Source organism: Brucella oryzae (genome assembly GCF_041929965.1).
GTDB classification, from domain to species: Bacteria; Pseudomonadota; Alphaproteobacteria; order Rhizobiales; family Rhizobiaceae; genus Brucella; species Brucella oryzae.
Genome location: NZ_JBHEEO010000025.1, coordinates 15066 through 36132, shown reverse-complemented (window position 1 = coordinate 36132; position 21067 = coordinate 15066). Strand labels below are relative to the sequence as shown.

The window sequence follows — 21067 nt, the reverse complement described above, 5'->3', positions numbered from 1 at the left end:
TTGTTTCAGCGGTTTCGCCATGCCATCAAAAGGCCGGGAACCTGTTCGCCAAACTCGATCATTGGCGACGCAGCGAGGTTGCGCGTACGCTCTGGACCTGTGACCAGCATACAAAACGGGCCTTGAACGACGCTCAAGCTGGGACGATCGTTCCCTGTGCGATTGCTACCAGCATCTCGTCGCAAACAACCTTGCATTGACACACAGCTTGACGCTTCCCCTTGCTTAATGTCCATGCTTTTGCGCACAATGTGCTGCCTTTCGCTGGTCGAAGAAAGTTGATCTTGAATTCAGAGGTCAGCGCATCCCCTCCAAGAGCGAGCCCTCCCGCAAATGTTAGCGCGTTATCTGCGAGATAGCTGATCACGCCACCATGAACAAAGCCATGTTGCTGGGTATGAAGCTCGCGGATTATCAAGGATATATCGGCGCTGCCATCCCCTACATTAACAAGTTCGGCGCCCATATATTGGCTGAAAGGCTGACTAAGAAATATCCCTCTGGCAAGTTCTTCCAGATTATTCATTTGTGCTCCTCTCCACTTCCAAACCCACGTTCATTAGATTGCATTGACATCACGTTTCTTGCGCCAGCTATATATTCAGCTTCGGCCTGTTAACGGAAAGCCAGTCAATGACTGAGCGCGTGAGTAGATTGTTCTCTTCAGACAGGCCGGGCCTGACATGGGCAACAAATTCAACATCGGGCAACGAGGGCAGCAGCTCATTGGTGTCAACCGTCTGCAGTTTTGCGGGTATGGAACTCGAGTTCAATGGTGTGACCGCGAGCCCGGCTGCGGCCAATGCTGTCAAACTGCCGAGACTGGGACTGACGGTTGTTATCCGCCATTTGCAGTTTCTCGCGGCCAGCCCCGCAAGAGCCGCATCCCGATAGGGGCACGGTTCGGGAAAAACAGCAAGCGGAACGGGTGCTCCAGCTTCGAGCGGTGTCTTTCCGATTGCCCATCGGAGGGGCTCGTTCCACAAATGGATACCGGACTGGTCGCCACGGCATCGACAACCGATGATCAGGTCAAGTTCGCCCTTATCCATTATTTCCAGCAAAGAGTTTGTATTGGAAATCTGGATCTCCAGCGTTCGCCCCGAACGAGAGTCCTGAAATCTTTTCAGCACAGAAGGCAGCCATGTGCTCGTCAAGTCATCGGATGCGCCAATCCGCAGATGAAACGCGCTGCTGCTTCCTTTCATCAGAGTACGAGCCTCCTCGCTCAGGCGCAGGATCGCCTTTGCGTAGCCAAGCAACGCCTGCCCCTGCGGGGTCAACGCAACAGTGCGGGTATTACGCTCGAAAAGGACAACCCCTGTTTGTTCCTCCAGCCGCCGTATATGAGCACTGACGGCAGATTGTGTGAGGTTCAGCTGCTGCCCCGCCCTTGTAAAACTCGATAAGCTGGCGACTGCCTCAAAGGTCCGTAACAGTGCAATGTCGAACATTGCTTCACCTCGGATCATCATGAATAGCATGATGATAAATTGTTTCTCATGATTAATGAAGTCTGATTGACTCTGCCCTGGCGGGATACGAGAGGTCGGCAGCATGTCGCTGGAAACCTGGATACCGTTCGCCCTTGCCACGTTGGCTTTCGCATTCATGCCGGGCCCGGCCATTCTATATATGTCGGCTCAGACTCTGGCTTATGGGCACAGGGCCGGGTTGATGGCTGCCCTTGGCATCCACCTCGGTTGCTACGTCCACATCACCGCGGCGTCGGTCGGGCTGGCCGCACTTCTGCACCATGCGCCCGCACTCTACTCACTAATCCGGATAACGGGAGCACTCTATATGCTTTGGCTGGGCGGAAGGATGATCTTTCTCGCTGCCCCGGAGGAGGATTGTGAAACTTCCGCGCCGAACAGACGTGTCTTGCGCGATAGTGTAGTGGTCGAGATCCTTAATCCGAAAACCGCACTATTTTTCCTGACGTTTCTGCCCCAATTCGTTGACCCGCAAGCAGCGATGCCGAATTGGCTTCAGTTCCTCCTGCTTGGTATCATCGTCAACGGCGCTTTCTCGCTTGGTGATCTTGCATCGGTGGCCATTGCCTCTTTCGCATCGCCGCGCGTTTCCTCCTCCTGCTCCTCCAGCCGGATCGCCAAGGTCAGTGGCAGCATCCTTGTCGGGCTCGGCATCGCAGTCATGATGCGCCTCATCTAATTGGCGTCCTGGGCAGAGATGAGGTTTATCGAATGGAGAAACGAATGAATATCTTCTTACGATCCCTTGCCACACTCTTGCTTGGCATGGCTGCTGGCGTGTCTGCCATGGCGGCAGAGCATGAGTGGAATGTCTATGACAATGTGCGTTTTGGCTATTCCATTTGCTATCCAGGTGACCTGCTGACCGCGCAGCCGGAGGCCGACAATGGCGATGGCCGCAAGTTCACCGGCAAGTCGGGTGCCGAACTGATAGTCTGGGGCAGCTACAATGTTCTGGAGCAGGACATGGACGCCCTCATCGGTGACCTTGCCAACGCTGGCGCCGCCCTCACCTATCGCCGCGCTACAAAGGACTGGGCCGTCGTCTCAGGCCGCGAGAAGGGAAACATCTTCTATGCCAAGCTCCTGCTGGAGCGGACCGCTTTGGATGACGTCGACACCGTTCGTGCCTTTCGCCTGACCTACCCTGCCGACGAAGCGAAAACCTATGACGCAGTGGCCGCCAAGCTGGCCAAATGCTTTGAACTGACCGGTCGAGGCATCGACGACGGACTGCAACCCGATCGCCATGATGAAAGGACGATAAGATGAACCGGATGCTCATTACACTTTCCTCGTTAGCCATCGGATGGCAGATGGCAAGCCCCGCTGAGGCTGCAGACAAGCTGTTTGCAAAAGCCACAGAAACCGACCACCAACTCAAGAACCTCTTTGACAAGGCAGGCGCCATCTGCCTGCATAGTCACAGCCACGATGTCCGGATAGTTGTCGCCTGCGCTTCAATGAGAATCTATGGCCTGGCGCTCAATGAAAGGGACTGGTGCTACGGCCACCGCCATGAATCGAACGCCCAGATGAGTTGGCATCGCTGCGACGCAAGTTCCGAACGGTTTTCGCTCGACAAACTGATCGACGTCAAAAGGTAGTGGCTATGCTGAAGCCAATCATCGTTTTTCTCATCACCCTTCTCCTGCTCGTACCGGTCTGCCTCTTCGTCGGATACGGGATAGGGGAAATCATCGCGGCTTATGTCTATCCCGTGACAGAAACGCCGGACAGGTTCAGGGAAGATCGCGAATTGTTCGCCGGCGTATATGGCATCATGTTCATCGGTGGATTTTTATATCTAGCTGCCGTCGTCTTCGCCGTGTTCCGTCTGGTCAGAACGATCCGCAAAAGGCAGATATGATACTGCCAGAGCACGGCAATCCGGCGCTTCTCGGATGGCTTGCTACAGGGCAGTTTCGGAGGCTCACTATGGATACCTGAAAAACTTGCTACAAGGAGACAGTGAAAGCTGATTTGGAGCACCGCGATGACCAAAATCGAAAAACCTGCCAGGCGGTTGGTGTGGCCAGCACTGGCAACAATTTTGGGGGTATGCGCATCCGTATTCGCGGAAACCTTCGCTGATGCGCTATCGCTAACATCAGCGAGACCGCTGCAGATGTTAGCCGGCAGTTTCGCATATTTCTCAGCCGCATGGCTTGGAGGACGGCTCGTCGGAACCGCTCTTGAACGTAGCAGGTCCAGAAAGCGACCGGTGCCTAAGCTCCTCTTGGAACTTGTGACAGCCGCTCTTTTTCTCGTCGCCGGTGTCGCGACATTTCTTTTGATTGTCGGCCAGAGCTGGAGCAGTGCAATTGCAGGGTCCGGTTTGCTTATTGCTATATTGGGATTTGCGCTGCGTAGCAGTCTTGCCGATGTCTTCTCCGGCATCGCCCTTGGGATTGAAGCGCCTTACAGAATTGGAGATTGGATTTCCATCGACGATGTGACGCGCGGGCGCGTGATGGAAATCGGCTGGCGCACAACAAGGCTTTCAACGCGTGATAGCACCTATGTCATCTTACCTAACAGTCAGATCGCGCGCCAGAAACTGACAAACTACAGTGCCCCAAGGCAGCATTATCGGGCTCATGTTCAAGTGCTTCTCAATCATGAAATATCGGTTGCAGATGCCAAGAAGCTTCTTGCTCAAGCCGCGGCTGACAGTAATATAATCGCCGAAACACCGCGACCTGATGTGCGCGTGGCAGCCTATGAATCGGACGGGATTCGGTATCATGTGCGCTTCTGGGTCGGAAGCTTCGCCGACGATATTGATTGCCGCGACGCCGTATTTACACAGATCGACAAAGCCTTGCGGGCTCGAAATCTGCCGTTACCCCTAACAAGGCTGCGCCTCGTGCGTAACGGGCAAAATAGTTCAGCATAAGAACTATCGCATCAGTAGATTTGCGGCTGTCCGATATCGAATGACAGGCTTTTTCTAAGGATTTCCGCTTATTCGCATAGATCTCCCAAGCGATTGTCCGCGCCTCTCCGCGTTGTCGCGGCTGACTTCGGCGCGCACGGCGCGGCTTTCCACAAGGGAAAGGGGTTACCCCCCTTGGTTTCTCCCATGACCGGCAAAGCTTCAGCCGTGGCCGATGAAGACAAAGCGTGCGAAGCGCTCCTTCTCTCTCTCTAGGCTGTCGGAAACAGATTTGCTTACAGCTTGAACCGGGATCGGAACCATCCTTTTGTAGGCCGAAGCATCCTCTTTGCCGCACGCCACTGCTGGCTCTATTTTCTTTTCAGCCTGATCGGGTCTTCATTGCGTTGGCAATATTCCGGTACGCGAGACGCCATGAAACCACAATGCGAAAGCATCAGGATTGGCGTCGCTTCATCTTCCGACCCACCGGAAAAACCTTTGTCAGACATCAGGGGCCCTTACAGCACGAATGTCATTTCGCGCTGTAAATTCAATATCTTATAGTGATGGCCTGAAAGTGAAATTGGTACGGTCGGTTGGAGTTGAACCAACGACCTCAGGAGCCACAATCCTGCGCTCTAACCAACTGAGCTACGACCGCGTACCTTTGTGTCGGCTGCGCGACGCTCTGGCGTCACCGACAGGGGGTCACATACGGAGAATCGATCCATATTGCAAGTGATTATAGCTCTCTTTTTTGAGAAATTCCCAATTGCGGGATTCTACATCAAATCCTGCTCATAAAGGTCACACGCTGGTAACCATTATAGATGACCAGCTGTGCACAACCCGGATATTGGCCCGAGCCTGTAAAATTGCCTTTCCCGTATTAACTAATGAAACAGAAAATGCAGCCCATACCCAATGGCAATGTGGACCCGCGCCCATAAGAGGCTTATTAACAGGGTGTTAACAAGCACTGCGGGCGGTCGAAAGAACAGGTAAGGACAGGTATGTCAGGATCATACCCCTTCATCGATATTGCCGCGCTGGATTCTATCCGCGAGGGCTTTGCAAAGGGCGATGCGCAGCTCGTACTGACGCACGACCTTTCGGCTGTGCTCTGGGTCAACGGCCCCGGCGCAAAGCTTTTTGGCTTTGATCGCGTGGAAGACATGATCGGCGGCGGCCTTGATCTGCCCGTAGCCACACGCCGGCAAATTGCCTCGTCAAACAGTAATACGGACGGCGAAACCCGGACCGTCTCCGTTCGCCTGGGTGGCGGATTGCGTTCCGACCTTACCCGCTTCAACGTTTCGCACATCACCCTTCCCGATGGCGTCTCCGGACTGCTGCTGACCGCCGATGGCAAGGACGCAGAAGCTGAAGCCATCATTTCCGGTCTGAGTGACGACAGCACGCATATCGCACTGATCGACGCAAACAGCCGGGTGATTGCCGCAAGCCCGCGTTTTGCTGCACTCGACATCTCCTCCACCACGCTGGAAGATCTCGTCATTGAAGCTGCAGACGCGACTGGCCGTATCGTCAAACGCCGCATCCGCGCTGGAAAGCATTCTGTGCCGGGAGCGATTGCGCGATTGACCGATACATCGCCCATGCATCTTCTCTGCATTATAGGCGACGCGCCCGCCGCAGCCCAACCAGCAACGGTTGCGCTACCGGGCGAAGCTGAGGAAATTCTGGAAGAAATGCTTCCGGAACCTGCAACGGGCCCAAATACTGAAGATACTTTCGTCGCACAGCCAAAGCCGCGCGGTTTCGTGTTCGATCAGGATGCTCCGCCTGCGCGCTTCATCTGGAAGGTGGGACCGGACAGCGCGTTCAGCGAAGTGTCGCCCGACCTTGCCGCGACAATCGGGCCGAATGCAGCCGACGTCGTCGGACGGCGCTTTGCCGATGTCGCAAATGTCTTCGGCTTCGACCCGGATGGCAGCATCGCAGCCCTGCTCGATAAACGCGACACGTGGTCGGGAAAACGGTTGATGTGGCCGGTCGAAGGCACAGATCTGCGCGTACCGGTCGAACTTGCAGCCCTGCCCGTCTATTCCCGTGACCGGACGTTCACCGGATTCCGCGGCTTCGGTATCGTTCGCCCGGCAGAAGCCGAGAAGGACCCGGAAGAAATCGGACTGGTGCTTGCAGGCGGTATTCCGCAGCCACGCAAGCCCGTCAGCGAGGCGGTTGAAACAGCAGGGCCTGTCGAAGACGACGATGTTCTGGCGCTCTCCGAAGAAGTTGCCAATGACGACAGCCCTGCCGCAACGCTGCCCAAGCCGCCACTGGACATCGCGCCGACACCCGGGCGCCGCGAATCCGACAAAGTCATCAGTCTGCTGAACGCCTGTGCGCAGGAGAAAGTGGCAGCGGATCAGGCGCGCATGCTGAAGGAACAGGAGCGCGAGGTGCGCCCCGAAGGCGGACTGACCAAGACCGAACGGAACGCATTCCGCGAAATCGCCGACCGCCTGCGCAAGCAGGGTCTTGCCAATTCGCGCGCCGAAACCGAAACGGCTGCCTCATCGGAAGAAGCCATTGCTGACAGCTCTCAGCCGGTCGAAAAGCCTGACGCGAAAGCGCCGCTCATTGATGAAGCTGCTGCGGAGGAAGCTTCATTTCCGACTTCCGGGAAGGTCCATGCGGATGAGACCGCCCTGCTGGCCAATCTTCCTGTGCCGGTCATCATTCATTCGGGCGATGATATCCATTACGTCAATCAGGCCCTGCTTGATCTCACCGGTTATGAATCACTCGACGATATTCGCGATGCGGGCGGCGTCGATGTGCTGTTCAACAGCGAAAGCGACGATGGCGAAACACGACAGGGCATGGTGTTGCGCCGCGCCAATGGCAGCGAAGAACCTGTCGATGCGCATCTCAATGCCATTGCCTGGCGCGATGGCCGTGCGCTCATGCTGAGCCTGATGCCGGTAACGGCTGCACCGGCACCGATCGACACCGTTGCCGCCCCGGCCGAAACGTCGGTCGCGATCAACACGGATGATGAGAAGCGAGCGCTTGCGGATCATGTCGAGGAACTAAAGACCATTCTCGACACGGCAACGGACGGTGTTGTCCTCATCGATCCGGAAGGCCGCATCCGTTCCATGAACCATTCGGCCTCGGCGTTGTTCGGCTATGAACGCGACGAAACGGAAGGCAAGTTCTTTTCAATGTTGTTTGCCATCGAAAGCCAGCGCGCCGCGATGGATTATCTGCATGGTCTTTCCGGCAACGGCGTTCTGAGCGTCCTCAATGATGGGCGCGAAGTGATTGGCCGTGAAGCCAAGGGCGGGTTCATTCCGCTGTTCATGACCATCGGCAAACTGCCGCATACGCGTGGGTTCTGCGCCGTTCTGCGTGACATCACGCAGTGGAAGCGCACAGAGGAAGAACTGACCAATGCGCGCAAGGAAGCTGAACGCGCCTCCAGCCAGAAAACAGAGTTTCTGGCACGCATCAGCCACGAAATCCGCACCCCGCTCAATGCGATCATCGGCTTTTCCGAATTGATGGCCGACGAGAAGTTCGGGTCCATTGGCAATGACCGCTATCGGGATTACCTGCGCGATATCAATCGCTCCGGCAATCACGTTCTGGCATTGGTCAATGATCTGCTCGACATTTCGAAGATCGAAGCCGGCGCTCTCGACATGCAGTTTGAAGCGGTCTCGCTCAACGATGCCATTGCCGAGGCCATCGCGCTGATGCAGCCGCAGGCCAATCGCGAACGCGTCATCATCCGTTCGAGCTTCCAGTCCAACCTGCCCGACATCGTTGCCGATACGCGCTCGATCAAGCAGGTGGCTCTGAACCTTCTGTCTAACGCTGTGCGCTTCACCGCGCCGGGCGGACAGGTGATCGTGTCGACAAGCTACGAAATGAACGGCGATGTCGTGATGCGGGTACGCGATACCGGCATTGGCATGACCAAATCCGAGGTCGAGCAGGCACTGAAGCCATTCCGGCAGGTTAACGCGCTGGAGCGTCGCAAGGCCGAGAGCGCGAAAGACTGGCGCAGCGAAGGCACAGGACTGGGCCTGCCGCTGACAAAAGCCATGGTGGAAGCCAACCGGGCGCAGTTTGCGATCGATTCCACGCCTGGCCACGGCACGGTGGTCGAGATCGCCTTCCCTCCAACACGCGTTCTGGCCGACTGATCGGCGTTAACGGTATTCAAAAAGCCTCCTCTTTGCGGGAGGTTTTTTCATAACCTCGCGCGAGCAAAAAAAAGCGCCGGGCAGACCGGCGCTATCAGAATCTCAGAGACAAAAGGACACGAAAGCAATTTGTAATGGAGCACCGGAAACGGCAGCTCGATCATCACTCAGTGTTGCATCCCTTATCGCGGGAAGCCGGTTAACGACGCCTTAAATTCTTCATTCAGTATTTACACATTGGTAGTGACTGTAAAATCAGGGTTAATTTTCGCGCAGCAATTGATTAACCATAGGATAGAAGCAGCACCGGTGATTTGATTCCGCCTCAGCGGATGGCGGGTGATGCATCCAGCGGCTTTGCTTTGGGCCGTTGCTGGTTTAAAGCTTGAAGCATGTCGCGCAAAAGTGTGTAGCGGTTTTGCGATAACGACATGCGGAAACGAAATATTTGAAGCTCCTGATTGGATGGTTGATGCGCTGGCCCCGATTTACGCGCCTCATAATTGCGCTCGTCATTCTCTGCGCCGCGGCTGCAGCAACCTTGCTGGCCGTGGTACCCTTCATCGTCTCGACCGATGCCATCCGTGTCCGTGTTGCACAGGAAATCAGTGCCTGGACCGGCTATAGCGTTGAGCTGCGGCAAGCCCCTCGCCTGAAGGTGTTCCCTGTTCTGCGCGCATCCCTGAATGGCGTGACACTCAGTAAGCTGACCGATCAAGGCCAGAAACCGCTCATGAGCGCGGATCGCATTGATGTGGAGCTTTCGCCGCTCGATGCTATCATGGGACATATCTCGTTTTCCGAAACGCAGATCGTCCGACCGCATGTAAACCTTGATGGGCCGGTTTCAAATTTCTCGCAGCTTCTGGACGCCATTGCCAGTTCCAACGGACGGCTTGGCACCGCTATCCGCGCACAGCGCGCATTGCAGCAAAGCGGTTCCGGCGACAATGCGCAGGCTGCACAGCAGGCTTCGCAGCCCTTCGGTCGCGTCGTGGTCCGCGATGGAACGATTGCGTTCAACCGTCCGGGTAGCGAACCGGAAATCACCAGCGACGAGCAGATAACCAATGTCAATGCCACGCTGGAATGGCCCCGCACATCAAGCGCCGCAACGCTGAAAGGCAGCGCCAAATGGCGTGACGAGACCTCTCAGTTCAGCCTGACAGCCGCGCAAGCCCTGCCGCTGCTGGCGGGTGGCACGTCGGATGTAACAGCAAGCCTGACTGCCAATCCGTTGAGCCTCACCTTTCAGGGCAAGGCCAATATTTCCAAGGATCGCTTTTTCGAAGGCGACCTGACTGCCAAAACCCCCTCCCTCAGCGGCGCAGTGCGCTGGCTCAGCCTCCCACCAATTGCCGGCAGTGCCGAAATCGGCGCCTTTTCTGTGGATTCCACCATCACCGCGACGCCAAAAAGGCTGAAATTTGCGGATGTGGAAATGACCGCCAGCGACAGCCCCGCCAAAGGCGTGATCGAGATCGGCCTGGAACAGGAACAGCCTGCGGTGACCGGTACGCTGGCTTTCGACAAGCTAGACCTTCGCCGCCTGTTTTCGGCTTTCATTCCGCTGCCTGACGGCGGCGCGCGTTCACCGAACGAGCGCAACAATTCCGACCGCGATGTCGTCGACACGAGCTTCATCGACCGTGCGGAAGTGGATCTGCGGCTGTCGGCCCAGAACGCCACGGCAGGGCCGGTCTCCATGACGGGCGTGGCGGCTGCGGTCCAGATTCGCGGTGGCCGCGCCATATTCGACATTGGTGACGCCAAAGCCTTCAACGGCATTCTGCAAGCCAATGTGCAGATCGTGCGCGACTTGAAGAGCGCCAGCGGCGAATTGCGTTTCAATGCCTCGGACATCGACAGCTCACAGTTCTTCACGGCACTTGGCTTCGACAAGCCCTTTGTGAGTGGCAAAGGCAATGTTTCCCTGTTCATGAAAGGTCCGGCCAATCGCTGGTCCGGCCTTCTGACAAATGCGCAGGGCAATGTTTCCATTCAGCTCAACAATGGCCAGATGCAGGGTTTCGCCGTGCAGGATTTTCTGGCCAAGGCGCAGACCCAACGCTTCTTCGCGCTGGAGCGGAAGGACAATATCGCACTTGCCTTCAACCGTCTGGATGTGAAGGCCAATCTGTCCGATGGTGTAGCCACGCTTGAAAATGCAAAGCTCGATACCTCCGACGGCACACTGACACTTGCAGGAATCGTACCGTTCGTGGATCGCAGCCTGGCGCTGAGCGGCGAAGTCGTGTTCCCGAACAGCCAGCCGCAACAGCAGCAAGAAGGCAGCACGGACGGTCAGGACAACCAGCAGCCTGCCGAAAATCCGCCCGCCAAGCCGCCGCTCAATTTCTTTGTCGGCGGCTCGTGGGACCGGCCCTTTATCTCGCCATCATCCACGGGAATGGGACAGTAAACCCTATTATCCCAAACGGAATGCCGCCTGCTCGTCGCGGCGACGCTGCACCTCACGACGCTTGTTGATGATGGAGGCGATGATGACGCCGATGGTCACCAGCGCGATGAGGATCGTACAAACTGCGTTGATTTCCGGCGTCACACCAAGGCGCACCTGGCTGTAGATTTTCATCGGCAGCGTGGTGGCGCCCGGCCCTGAGGTGAAGCTTGCAATCACCAGATCATCGAGCGACAGGGTGAATGCAAGCATCCAGCCCGAAACCACTGCAGGCAGAATGACCGGCAGCGTCACCTTCATGAAGGTCGTAACCGGCGGCGCGCCGAGATCCATCGCCGCCTCTTCCAGCGAACGGTCAAAGCTGACGAGGCGCGACTGCACCACGACCGCCACGAAACACATGGAAAAGGTGATGTGGGCGAGCGTCACCGTCCAGAAGCCGCGGTCGAAGTTCATTGCCACGAAGAGCAGCAGCAGCGACAGGCCGGTGATAACATCCGGCATGACCAGCGGTGCATAGACCATGCCGGAAAACAGGATACGTCCGCGAAAACGCGTATAGCGCGTCAGCGCAAGAGCTGCGAGCGTGCCCAGAACCGTGGCAATCGTCGCGGACAGCAGGCCGACGCGGATCGTTACCCATGCTGCATCCATCAGAGCCTGATTACGAAACAGTTCGACATACCACTTGGTCGAGAACCCCGCCCAGACCGTGACCAGCCGGGATTCGTTGAATGAGTAAATGACCAGCAGAACGATGGGCAGGTAGAGGAAGGCGAAGCCCAGCGCCACCGATGCGATATTGAAGCGGGACCAGTTGTTCTGCATCCTATTTCCCCTTTTCCTGCGCCCGCGCCTGCACCTGCTGGAAGATCACGATCGGCACGATCAGCAGGACAAGCAGCACGACTGCCACCGCCGAGGAGACCGGCCAGTCGCGGTTGGAGAAGAACTCGCTCCAGATCGTCTTGCCGATCATGAGCGTCTGTGATCCACCCAGAAGGTCCGGGATGACGAATTCGCCCACCGCCGGGATGAAGACCAGGAAGCAGCCTGCCAGAACACCGGCCAGTGACAGCGGAAACGTGATTTTCCAGAATGCAGCAAACGGCGTGCAGCCAAGGTCCTGCGCTGCCTCGATCAACGAATAATCCATCTTTTCCAGCGACGAATAGATCGGCAGCACCATGAATGGCAGGTAGGAATAGACGATGCCGATGAACACCGCCGTGTCGGTGTTCAGGATGTTGAGCGGCGTGTCGATGACGTTCAGCGCCATCAGGAACTGGTTGAGCAGCCCTTCCGGCTTCAAAATGCCGATCCATGCATAGACGCGGATGAGGAACGAGGTCCAGAAAGGCAGGATCACCATCATCAGCAGCGTCGGGCGTATGGTGGTCGGCGCGCGCGCAATGCCATAGGCCATCGGATAGGCCACAAGCAGCGTCAGAACGGTGGAAATGGCGGCGATCCGGACGCTCGACAGGTAAGCCTTGTAATAGAGCGGATCGTCAAGCAGCCACAGATAATTATCAAAGGAGAGCTGTTTGATTTTCTCCCATATGCTGGCAAATCCCTGTGCCAGATCGAAGGTCGGCATATAGGCCGGGATCGCCATCGCGACTTCCGACAGGGAAATCTTGAAGACGATGAAAAACGGGACAAGAAAGAATACCAGCAGCCAGAGATAAGGCACTGCGATGACGAGGCGGCTGGCGATGGAAGCAATCAGCTTCTGCATGGGGTAATCCTCACGCTGTGAGCACCAGACCGGCGTCGGTATCGAAGGAAACCCAGACGCGCTCGTCATAGGTCAGCGGATTTTCGGTCTTGCGCACCGCGTTGAGGCTTGCAGCCTTGATGGTGCGGCCATTGTCGAGACGAACGTGGAAAACAGTCATGTCACCGAAATAGGCGATATCCCACAACTCGCCTTCCACCGCGTTGACTGAGACTTCTTCCGGCTTGGTGCGCGAAATACGGGTCTTTTCCGGGCGCACCGCATACCAGACCTTCTGGCCGGGATTAAGCTCTTCGCGGGTCTCGGTCTGAATATGAAAGCCGAATTTTTCGGTAGCGATCTCGGCCTCGCCATTGGCGGCCTTCAACACTTCGCCTTCGATGATATTCACATTGCCGATGAAATCAGCCACGAATTTGGAGCGCGGCGCCTCATAGACTTCCGCCGGCGTCGCTACCTGCTTGATGCGGCCCTTGTCCATCACCGCAATGCGATCGGACATGGTCATGGCTTCTTCCTGATCGTGGGTGACGACCATGAAGGTCATGCCGAGCTTGACCTGCAGATCCATCAGTTCGAACTGGGTTTCCTCGCGCAGCTTCTTGTCGAGTGCGCCGAGCGGTTCATCCAGCAACAGCACCTTGGGGCGCTTGGCGACGGAGCGGGCGAGCGCCACGCGCTGGCGCTGGCCGCCCGACAGCTGGTGCGGCTTGCGCTTGCCATATTGCTCCAGCTTCACGAGCTTGAGCATTTCGGCGACGCGCGCATCGATTTCCGATTTCGCCATGCCGTCCTGCTTGAGACCGAAGGCGATATTGTTCTCCACCGTCATATGCGGGAACAGCGCATAAGACTGGAACATCATGTTGACCGGCCGCTTATAGGGCGGGATGCCGCGCATATCCTGACCGTCGAGCGTGATACGTCCCGATGTCGGCTCCTCAAAACCCGCCAGCATACGCATCAGCGTGGTCTTGCCGCAGCCGGACGCGCCGAGCAGCGCGAAAAACTCGCGGTTGAAAACATTGAGCGACAGATCATCGACGGCAGTAAAATCGCCGAATATTTTCGTCACATTCTCAAAAGAAATGAAGGGCTTGGCCGCCGGATCGTTCCAGGGCGCAAATTTGCGGCGAAAGCTGCCAAAAGATTCCATTCCGTTCCCCTATCCGATCTACCCGGAACCAAAAGCCTGTCTCAAAGCAAGACTGCTCTCGATAATTATGCAGTATTACAAGACGCAGAACGGCCCTCCGTCTGCACAGTGGGCCGCTCTTCACGATGTCGGGCGGGACATATCTGTCCCATAGTAATTTGGCTCTTACTGGCCGGTGACGATCTTGGTCCAGGCGCGGGTGACCACGCGCTGGGTCTTGGTGTCATAAGGCGTCGGCACGAACAGCTTCTTCATGACGTCTTCGGTCGGATAGATTTCCGGATCGTCAAGAATTTCCTTGTCGATGAACTCCTGCGATGCCTTGTTGCCATTGGCATAGAACACAAAGTTCGACGCCTTTGCCGCCACTTCCGGGCGCATCATGTAGTTCATGAATTCAAGCGCTTCCGGGACATGCTTGGCGTCTGCCGGGATCGCCATCTGGTCGAACCAGATCAGCGCGCCTTCCTTCGGGATCGAATAGCCGATCTCGACACCCTGCTTTGCCTTTTCGGCGCGGTCACGTGCCTGGAAAATATCGCCCGAATAGCCGACAGCCATGCAGATATCGCCATTGGCGAGCGCATTGATATATTCAGACGAGTGGAACTTGCGGATGTTCGGGCGGATATTGAGATAGAGATCCTGCGCCTTCTGCAAGTCGTCGGGCGACGGGGAATTCGGGTCGAGACCCAGATAGTTCAGCGCCGGGCGCAACATTTCGCTGGCTGAATCGAGCAGGTAAATGCCGCAATCTTTCAGCTTTGCCGATTTTTCAGGGTCGAAAAGCACGTCCCAGGAGTCGATCGTGTCGGTGCCGAGCGCTTCCTTGATCTTGGCCTTGTTATAGCCGATGCCGGTCGTACCCCACATGTAGTTGACGGAATATTCGTTGCCCGGATCATAGGTTGCCGCACGGGTCGAAATCTCATCCCACATATTCTTGAGGTTCGGCAGCTTGTCCTTGTCGAGTTTCAGGAACACGCCTGCCGGAATCTGGCGTCCAAGAAATTCGCCCGATGGCACGACAACGTCATAGCCGCTGCCGCCGGCCAGAAGCTTGGTTTCCAGAATTTCGTTGGAGTCATAGACGTCGTAGACGACCTTGATCCCGGTCTCCTTGGTGAAGTCCTTGAGGATGGAATCGTCGATATAATCCGACCAGTTATAGATATTGACCACCCGCTCCTGCGCACTGGCGGAGAATGCGGCAGCCGCTACGAAGCCCGTCGCAACGGTCGTTGCCAGAAGGAAGGATTTGATCCCCATTATTTGCTCCATTCTACACGCTCATTTTCGGTACAGGTACAGGTTGGATATACTATTCCTTGATTGCACTTTTTTAGATTGCACCGGTTTCGTCAACCGCCTGCGTCGATCACGAACATAAAAAATTGCAACCTAAGCGCTGCTGGAGGGGCGATGAGATTTCGGCTGTGTTGAGCCGAAAATGGTGGGGTTTGAGAACCGGAGCGGAATGTACTTTTGGGTACATGAGCACCGGAAGCGAAAAACCACGCCATTTGCAGGCCATCACAGCCGAAATATCGCGCCCCTGCGCGCCTCTATTGGAAATCGAAGGCAGAAAGCCCCGCCACCATCTCGTCCAGACCGAGCGGGCGTGTCAGCGGCGGCTCGGCGCGAGTGATGCAGCCCTGCCGTTCGCACAGGCGACAGGCGGGGCCGATTTCCGTATTGCCCGCCTTTGAAAGCGAGGCGCCATAGACGGTTTCAACACCCACCTCCAGCGCACAGCCAAGCAGCAGCGCTGTCCTGCGTGGGCGCTCATTGAATGCGCCCTGCGGCCCTTCCAGCGTGCGGGCAATGGTCAGGAAAGCAGAGCCGTCCGGCAATTCCACCGGCTCGGCCAGCACTTGGCCCGCTTGCGCGAAGGCTGCATAGACCGGCAGCTTGGGGCATTGACCGCCGAAGCGGGTCGGAAAACCCTCGGCTCCTGCAACGCGCAGTCGATTGCCTGCATGATCGATTTCCATCACAAAGAAAGGCAACGCACTTGCCCCCTGCCGTTGCAAGGTGGTCAGCCGGTTTGCCGCCTGCTGGAACGAAACCCCAAACCGCGTGCGCAATACGTCGACATCATAACGGGCCCGTACAGCTGCATCACGAAACTGGCGATAAGGCATCATCAAAGCCTGCGCGGCATAGCGCGCCAGTTCGAACCGCGCGATGCGATTGGCTTCACTGGACGAAAGTTTCAGCCCTTCCGTCTCAGCACCAATCACCACCTGCATACGGATCAGCGCCGCCTCCATGGCGATTTCCTGCAACTGATCGAAGGGGGACAGACGCTCTGAAACAAACAGCCGCTGTGAATGCCGGTCATACCGCCTGCGCCAGTTGGGCATGGTGGCAACCGGCAGCGCGCGAACCGTAATGCCATGCTCACGCCGCAGCCAATCCTTCAAGGCTGTCGACAGATCGCCATCCGGCTTCAACAGTGCGAAAAAACTTTCTGCCTCTTCCTCGATGCGCGGATAATGGTTGACCCGCCGCGCCATCACATCGCGCACCTCATCCAGCGGCAGGCGCGTCGCCGAAAGCTCTGCCCCGCTTCCCTCATGCGACAGCAATTGCGACAGATCGGAGAGGCGCTGCTGCTGCTCGCGATAGGCACGGTAAAGCTTCATAATGCCGACGGCAGCATTGGGCGCAGCCTCACCGATTTCGACCAGTTCCTGATCGCCCGGCAATTCGCCGGTCAGAAGTGGATCGGAGAAGACTTCCTTCAGGCCCGTGATCGTGGAGCCGCTTTCGGCCTGAAGACTGTCGAGGTCGAGCTTGTAAACGCTGGCAAGTTTCAGCAAAAGCTGTACCGTCAGCGGGCGCTGATTGCGCTCGATCAGATTGAGATAGGATGGGGAAATTCCAAGCGCTTCGGCCATGGCCGTCTGCGTCAGGGATCGCTCGTTGCGAATGCGCCTGATGCGCGGCCCGGCAAAAATCTTGCGTTCGCTCAATTCCGTCCTCCCAAACCCGCAATGATGCGTTTTACAATTCATGACAAAATAGACGCAAAGCTCGACTTTGACAAGATTTACAAATTTACATCGCCCATCAGTCAAGACTTCGACAGCATTACCTCAATTATCTGACCATTTATCCGGTTTTTCTGGCGCTTCAATCATACCGATTGTAAATCTGGTCACAGAAAGAGCGGTCACCAATTGCTCTACAAATACCGATTACAACACGAGGAGACACCGAAATGACAGATTTTTACAGCCTTATTCCTTCGGCACCAAAGGGTCGCTTCGACGGCATCCAGCGTGCACATACGGCCGAAGATGTAAAAAGGCTGCGCGGTTCGGTGGAGATCAAGTATTCGCTGGCTGAAATGGGCGCAAACCGCCTGTGGAAGCTGATCCACGAGGAAGATTTCGTCAATGCGCTCGGCGCATTATCCGGCAATCAGGCCATGCAGATGGTTCGCGCCGGTTTGAAGGCAATCTACCTCTCCGGCTGGCAGGTTGCAGCGGATGCCAACACGGCGTCGGCCATGTATCCGGACCAGTCGCTTTATCCGGCCAATGCAGCCCCGGAACTGGCCAAGCGCATCAATAAGACCTTGCAGCGTGCCGACCAGATCGAAACCGCCGAAGGCAAGGGTCTATCGGTCGACACCTGGTTTGCCCCAATCGTTGCCGATGCGGAAGCAGGCTTCGGCGGACCGCTGAACGCTTTCGAGATCATGAAAGCCTTCATCGAGGCAGGTGCAGCTGGCGTGCATTATGAAGACCAGCTCGCTTCGGAAAAGAAGTGCGGCCATCTCGGCGGCAAGGTTCTGATCCCGACGACAGCGCATATCCGCAACCTCAATGCGGCGCGCCTCGCAGCAGACGTCATGGGAACGGCCACGCTGGTCATCGCCCGCACGGATGCGGAAGCCGCCAAGCTTTTGACCTCGGATATCGACGAGCGCGACAAACCTTTCGTCGATTACGATGCAGGCCGCACGGCTGAAGGCTTCTATCAGGTGAAGAATGGCATCGAGCCATGTATCGCCCGTGCGATTGCCTATGCGCCCTATTGCGATCTGATCTGGATGGAAACGTCCAAGCCCGATCTCGAACAGGCCCGCCGCTTCGCGGAAGCCGTGCACAAGGCGCATCCGGGCAAGCTGCTTGCCTATAATTGCTCGCCGTCGTTCAACTGGAAGAAGAACCTCGACGACGCCACGATTGCCAAGTTCCAGCGTGAGCTGGGCGCGATGGGCTACAAGTTCCAGTTCATCACGCTGGCCGGTTTCCACCAGCTCAACTTCGGCATGTTCGAACTGGCACGCGGCTACAAGAACCGGCAGATGGCAGCCTATTCCGAACTGCAACAGGCGGAATTTGCAGCCGAAGCCAATGGCTACACCGCGACCAAGCATCAGCGCGAAGTCGGCACCGGCTATTTCGATGCCGTGTCGCTCGCAATCACCGGCGGACAGTCTTCGACCACCGCCATGAAGGAATCGACTGAAACAGCACAGTTCAGACCGGCTGCTGAGTAACAGCCAGCCGCCAAACAGGAGGAACAGTTCCATGAATTCGCCAGCACGCGTCAAGGAAAGAGCAGAAGAACAATCGTCAAGCATGACCACGGATCAGCAGACCGTTATCCGCATGCTCGCCAATGATCTGCATCGCCTCAACTACACCGTCATGAAGGCGGTCGAGGCAGGCGTTTCCGTGGAACTGGTCCGCTCCGCCCGGCATCATGGCGGCGACGGCAACTGGGGTGATCTCTTGATCCCGGTCATCGTCACCCACGACAAGTGATGATGCTCTCAACAATCGCCGTCGCCGTGTTCACACACATTGCCTTCGGCAGCGACACAATGTCCAAACGTGTAATTGTCCGCAAAATTCGATGAAACGGACTTGATATACCACTCGCTTTATGGTCGGATTTCCTCAACTGACCTCCCCGGCTGGCCCCGCCAGTCGGGGTTTTTTTTCAGATGTAGAAATAAAGCGCCTATAGACCTTTCTCTCGCGCGAACACTATCCCCGCGCAATATTGATCAAAAATTCACCCAATCCTGGCAAAACCTTGCTCCGTGCATCAGCACAGCAAACCCGCAGAGCGACTACGCGTCCGGGACTGCTTACAAAAACATCCCCTTGCGGGGGCAAGGAAAACAGGAAGTTTCATGTCAGTGCAATCGCTTATCGACAATATTGCCACCAGGATCAACATTGACCCGCAGCTTGCGGAAAAGCTCGCCGGTTCGGTGTTTTCCGTATTGCAGCACAGCGCGCCGGAAATCGGCAGCAAGATTTTCGCGCTCCTGCCGGATGCGCAGCAACTGGCAAACGCCCATGACGTCCTTGCAACAGGCACCGGCGGCATCATGGGCGCGCTGTCCGGCCTGATGGACAATGTAGCGGGCGAAAAGATGAGCGCGCTTCTGAAAGCCGCCGCCACGCTTCGCGCCAGCGGCCTGTCGAGCGACCAGATCACCGAGGCGGGCGGACAAGTCATCAACTACGTGCGCGACCACGACCCGCAGCTGATCGATCAGCTGGTGACGAACGTGCCCGCGCTCAAGGGCCATTTCGGCCTCTGATACGCCCTCTTCAATTGTGTGCGCTTTTCGCGATGGCGCACACAAAAGCTTGGCCAACCCATTTGTCATTAACGGCCAGCACAGCTATCATGCCGATATCGAAATCATTTTCTGGTGATGGATGTCTGCTGATACGACGGAAAAGAAGGTTACGCGTGCGCCGCGTCGCCGTACGCCTGCCTATGTCAAATCTCTTCGCGGTGTGAAGAACTGGAAACAGGCGACCGAATGGCTTGCCTGGCGCGATATCGAAGACATCGAATGCATTACCCCCGATCAGGCGGGGGTTGCCCGCGGCAAGATGATGCCGTCGAAGAAGTTCACCTCCAATACATCGCTGGCATTGCCTTCGGCAGTGTTCATGACGACGATTTCCGGAGCCTATCCGGAAGACGGTTACGGCTTCCATTATCCGGAGGACGACGGCGACCTGAGACTGCTGCCCGACCTTTCCACGCTATCGGCTGTTCCGTGGGAAACCGACCCGACGGCACAGGTTATCTGTGATCTCGTCTATCAGGACGGGCGCGCGGTGGAATTCACCCCGCGCAATGTACTGCGCAATGTCGTCGCCGCCTACGGCAAGCGCGGATTGAAGCCTGTCGTGGCGCCGGAAATCGAGTTCTATCTGGTGCGCAAGAACCCCGACCCGGATTATCCGCTGACGCCGCCCGTCGGCCGTTCGGGCCGGGCCATTGGCGGCGGTCAGGGCTATTCGATCGCAGGCGTCAACGAATTCGACGAACTGATCGACGATATCTATCATTTCTCCGAGGGCCAGGGGCTGGAGATCGACACGCTGATCCACGAAGAAGGCGCGGGCCAGCTTGAAATCAACCTGCGCCATGGCGACCCGGTGGAACTTGCCGATCAGGTTTTCATGTTCAAGCGCACGATCCGCGAGGCGGCGCTGAAACACGACATGTATGCCACCTTCATGGCCAAGCCCATTCAGGGGCAACCGGGATCTGCGATGCATATCCACCAGTCCATCGTCGACAAGAAGACCGGGCGCAACATCTTCACCAATGAGGATGGCAGCGAAAGCGAGGCTTTCCGCAATTTCATCGGCGGCATGCAGCGTCATGTTCCGAATGCGCTTGTCATGTTCGCGCCCTATGTGAACTCCTACCGCCGCCTGACGCCGGACGCTTCCGCGCCCGTCAACGTCAAATGGGGCTACGACAACCGCACCACCGCTTTCCGCGTGCCGCGCTCCGACCCCAATGGGCGCCGCGTGGAAAACCGCATCCCCTCCTCTGACGCCAACCCCTACCTTGCCCTTGCAGCTTCCTTGGCCTGCGGCCTGATCGGCCTTGTGAACAAGATCGAGCCGGAACAGCCCGCAACCACAAGCGTCAACACTAAAGAGGTCGAGCTGCCCCGCGGCTTGATCGACGCGGTGGAACTGTTTGAGGAAGACACCGAACTGCGCAACCTGTTCGGCAGTTCCTTCATGACGACCTATGCCGCCATCAAACGCGCCGAGTTCGAAACCTTCATGGAAGTCATCAGCCCGTGGGAACGCGAGTTTTTGTTGCTCAATGTTTAGTTAGGGCAGTAGGGCAGTAGGGCAGTAGGGCAGTAGGGCAGTAGGGCAGTAGGGCAGTAGGGA

At 56.9% G+C, this 21067-nt stretch carries 18 protein-coding genes and 1 tRNA gene; 11 read left to right on the top strand and 8 right to left on the bottom strand.

Going from position 1 to position 21067, the window contains the following annotated elements; all coding sequences use genetic code 11:
• Positions 1-133: 133 nt before the first annotated feature.
• Both JNC70_RS19625 and JNC70_RS19620 read right to left on the bottom strand, forming a co-directional pair.
• Positions 134-526, bottom strand: a complete 393-nt coding sequence (locus JNC70_RS19625; protein ID WP_104757341.1) for a PaaI family thioesterase — start codon at positions 524-526, stop codon at positions 134-136.
• Between the two features lie 67 nt (positions 527-593).
• Positions 594-1613 carry a LysR family transcriptional regulator gene (locus tag JNC70_RS19620; protein WP_245414819.1) on the bottom strand — a complete coding sequence of 340 codons (1020 nt, stop codon included), beginning with the start codon at positions 1611-1613 and terminating at the stop codon, positions 594-596.
• 22 nt (positions 1614-1635) lie between these two features.
• Here JNC70_RS19620 and JNC70_RS19615 point away from each other — a divergent pair, with 22 nt between their 5' ends.
• From JNC70_RS19615 to JNC70_RS19595, 5 genes are all read left to right on the top strand, one after another.
• Positions 1636-2175, top strand: a complete 540-nt coding sequence (locus tag JNC70_RS19615; protein ID WP_510185730.1) for a LysE family translocator — start codon at positions 1636-1638, stop codon at positions 2173-2175.
• Between the two features lie 44 nt (positions 2176-2219).
• Positions 2220-2768 (top strand): hypothetical protein, encoded by a 549-nt coding sequence (locus JNC70_RS19610; RefSeq protein WP_104757339.1) that lies wholly within the window; start codon positions 2220-2222, stop codon positions 2766-2768.
• Positions 2765-3103 carry a hypothetical protein gene (locus tag JNC70_RS19605; protein ID WP_374788863.1) on the top strand — a complete coding sequence of 113 codons (339 nt, stop codon included), beginning with the start codon at positions 2765-2767 and terminating at the stop codon, positions 3101-3103. The genes JNC70_RS19610 and JNC70_RS19605 overlap by 4 nt, the downstream gene beginning before the upstream one ends.
• A 5-nt stretch (positions 3104-3108) precedes the next feature.
• The gene (locus tag JNC70_RS19600) at positions 3109-3366 is read left to right on the top strand and encodes a hypothetical protein (RefSeq protein ID WP_104757337.1); all 258 of its coding nucleotides are present in this window, start codon (positions 3109-3111) and stop codon (positions 3364-3366) included.
• Between the two features lie 126 nt (positions 3367-3492).
• Entirely contained in the window at positions 3493-4395 is a 903-nt protein-coding gene (locus JNC70_RS19595; RefSeq protein WP_104757336.1) for a mechanosensitive ion channel family protein, read from the top strand.
• 566 nt (positions 4396-4961) lie between these two features.
• Here JNC70_RS19595 and JNC70_RS19590 read toward each other — a convergent pair.
• Positions 4962-5038, bottom strand: a tRNA-His gene (locus JNC70_RS19590).
• 352 nt (positions 5039-5390) lie between these two features.
• On the opposite strand from JNC70_RS19590, the gene pdhS reads away from it, so the two are divergent.
• Complete coding sequence (gene pdhS / locus JNC70_RS19585) at positions 5391-8558, top strand: cell-division control histidine kinase PdhS (protein WP_104757335.1); 3168 nt, start codon at positions 5391-5393, stop codon at positions 8556-8558.
• Positions 8559-9030: 472 nt separating this feature from the next.
• Positions 9031-10980 (top strand): AsmA family protein, encoded by a 1950-nt coding sequence (locus tag JNC70_RS19580; protein WP_104757359.1) that lies wholly within the window; start codon positions 9031-9033, stop codon positions 10978-10980.
• A 6-nt stretch (positions 10981-10986) separates the two neighbouring features.
• Here JNC70_RS19580 and JNC70_RS19575 read toward each other — a convergent pair whose 3' ends face one another.
• The 5 genes from JNC70_RS19575 to JNC70_RS19555 form a co-directional block, all read right to left on the bottom strand.
• On the bottom strand, positions 10987-11808 hold the full coding sequence (locus JNC70_RS19575) for an ABC transporter permease (protein WP_104757334.1): 822 nt from the start codon (positions 11806-11808) through the stop codon (positions 10987-10989).
• 1 nt (position 11809) lies between these two features.
• Complete coding sequence (locus JNC70_RS19570) at positions 11810-12721, bottom strand: ABC transporter permease subunit (protein ID WP_104757333.1); 912 nt, start codon at positions 12719-12721, stop codon at positions 11810-11812.
• Between the two features lie 10 nt (positions 12722-12731).
• The gene (locus JNC70_RS19565; RefSeq protein WP_104757332.1) at positions 12732-13877 is read right to left on the bottom strand and encodes an ABC transporter ATP-binding protein; all 1146 of its coding nucleotides are present in this window, start codon (positions 13875-13877) and stop codon (positions 12732-12734) included.
• A gap of 165 nt (positions 13878-14042) precedes the next feature.
• The gene (locus JNC70_RS19560) at positions 14043-15146 is read right to left on the bottom strand and encodes a polyamine ABC transporter substrate-binding protein (RefSeq protein WP_104757331.1); all 1104 of its coding nucleotides are present in this window, start codon (positions 15144-15146) and stop codon (positions 14043-14045) included.
• Positions 15147-15442: 296 nt separating this feature from the next.
• Positions 15443-16855, bottom strand: coding sequence for a helix-turn-helix domain-containing protein (locus tag JNC70_RS19555; protein WP_104757330.1), 1413 nt, complete (start codon positions 16853-16855; stop codon positions 15443-15445).
• A gap of 248 nt (positions 16856-17103) precedes the next feature.
• Here JNC70_RS19555 and aceA point away from each other — a divergent pair, with 248 nt between their 5' ends.
• From aceA to JNC70_RS19535, 4 genes are all read left to right on the top strand, one after another.
• Positions 17104-18393 carry an isocitrate lyase gene (gene aceA / locus JNC70_RS19550; protein WP_104757329.1) on the top strand — a complete coding sequence of 430 codons (1290 nt, stop codon included), beginning with the start codon at positions 17104-17106 and terminating at the stop codon, positions 18391-18393.
• A gap of 31 nt (positions 18394-18424) precedes the next feature.
• Complete coding sequence (locus JNC70_RS19545) at positions 18425-18661, top strand: SMc00767 family acetate metabolism repressor (RefSeq protein WP_010659117.1); 237 nt, start codon at positions 18425-18427, stop codon at positions 18659-18661.
• Positions 18662-19035: 374 nt separating this feature from the next.
• Positions 19036-19452, top strand: a complete 417-nt coding sequence (locus JNC70_RS19540; RefSeq protein WP_104757328.1) for a hypothetical protein — start codon at positions 19036-19038, stop codon at positions 19450-19452.
• Positions 19453-19573: 121 nt separating this feature from the next.
• Positions 19574-21004: a glutamine synthetase family protein gene (locus JNC70_RS19535; RefSeq protein WP_104757327.1), complete on the top strand. Its 1431-nt coding sequence runs from the start codon at positions 19574-19576 to the stop codon at positions 21002-21004.
• Positions 21005-21067 lie beyond the last annotated feature (63 nt).

Excerpts from the sequence above, each read along its gene's own strand:
- JNC70_RS19625 (WP_104757341.1), bottom strand. The coding sequence starts at position 526 with ATGAATAATCTGGAAGAACTTGCCAGAGGGATATTTCTTAGTCAGCCT.
- JNC70_RS19620 (WP_245414819.1), bottom strand. The coding sequence starts at position 1,613 with ATGAATGCGAAAGCCAACGTGGCAAGGGCGAACGGTATCCAGGTTTCC.
- JNC70_RS19615 (WP_510185730.1), top strand. The coding sequence starts at position 1,636 with ATGTCGGCTCAGACTCTGGCTTATGGGCACAGGGCCGGGTTGATGGCT.
- JNC70_RS19610 (WP_104757339.1), top strand. The coding sequence starts at position 2,220 with ATGAATATCTTCTTACGATCCCTTGCCACACTCTTGCTTGGCATGGCT.
- JNC70_RS19605 (WP_374788863.1), top strand. The coding sequence starts at position 2,765 with ATGAACCGGATGCTCATTACACTTTCCTCGTTAGCCATCGGATGGCAG.
- JNC70_RS19600 (WP_104757337.1), top strand. The coding sequence starts at position 3,109 with ATGCTGAAGCCAATCATCGTTTTTCTCATCACCCTTCTCCTGCTCGTA.
- JNC70_RS19595 (WP_104757336.1), top strand. The coding sequence starts at position 3,493 with ATGACCAAAATCGAAAAACCTGCCAGGCGGTTGGTGTGGCCAGCACTG.
- pdhS (WP_104757335.1), top strand. The coding sequence starts at position 5,391 with ATGTCAGGATCATACCCCTTCATCGATATTGCCGCGCTGGATTCTATC.
- JNC70_RS19580 (WP_104757359.1), top strand. The coding sequence starts at position 9,031 with ATGCGCTGGCCCCGATTTACGCGCCTCATAATTGCGCTCGTCATTCTC.
- JNC70_RS19575 (WP_104757334.1), bottom strand. The coding sequence starts at position 11,808 with ATGCAGAACAACTGGTCCCGCTTCAATATCGCATCGGTGGCGCTGGGC.
- JNC70_RS19570 (WP_104757333.1), bottom strand. The coding sequence starts at position 12,721 with ATGCAGAAGCTGATTGCTTCCATCGCCAGCCGCCTCGTCATCGCAGTG.
- JNC70_RS19565 (WP_104757332.1), bottom strand. The coding sequence starts at position 13,877 with ATGGAATCTTTTGGCAGCTTTCGCCGCAAATTTGCGCCCTGGAACGAT.
- JNC70_RS19560 (WP_104757331.1), bottom strand. The coding sequence starts at position 15,146 with ATGGGGATCAAATCCTTCCTTCTGGCAACGACCGTTGCGACGGGCTTC.
- aceA (WP_104757329.1), top strand. The coding sequence starts at position 17,104 with ATGACAGATTTTTACAGCCTTATTCCTTCGGCACCAAAGGGTCGCTTC.
- JNC70_RS19545 (WP_010659117.1), top strand. The coding sequence starts at position 18,425 with ATGAATTCGCCAGCACGCGTCAAGGAAAGAGCAGAAGAACAATCGTCA.
- JNC70_RS19540 (WP_104757328.1), top strand. The coding sequence starts at position 19,036 with ATGTCAGTGCAATCGCTTATCGACAATATTGCCACCAGGATCAACATT.
- JNC70_RS19535 (WP_104757327.1), top strand. The coding sequence starts at position 19,574 with ATGTCTGCTGATACGACGGAAAAGAAGGTTACGCGTGCGCCGCGTCGC.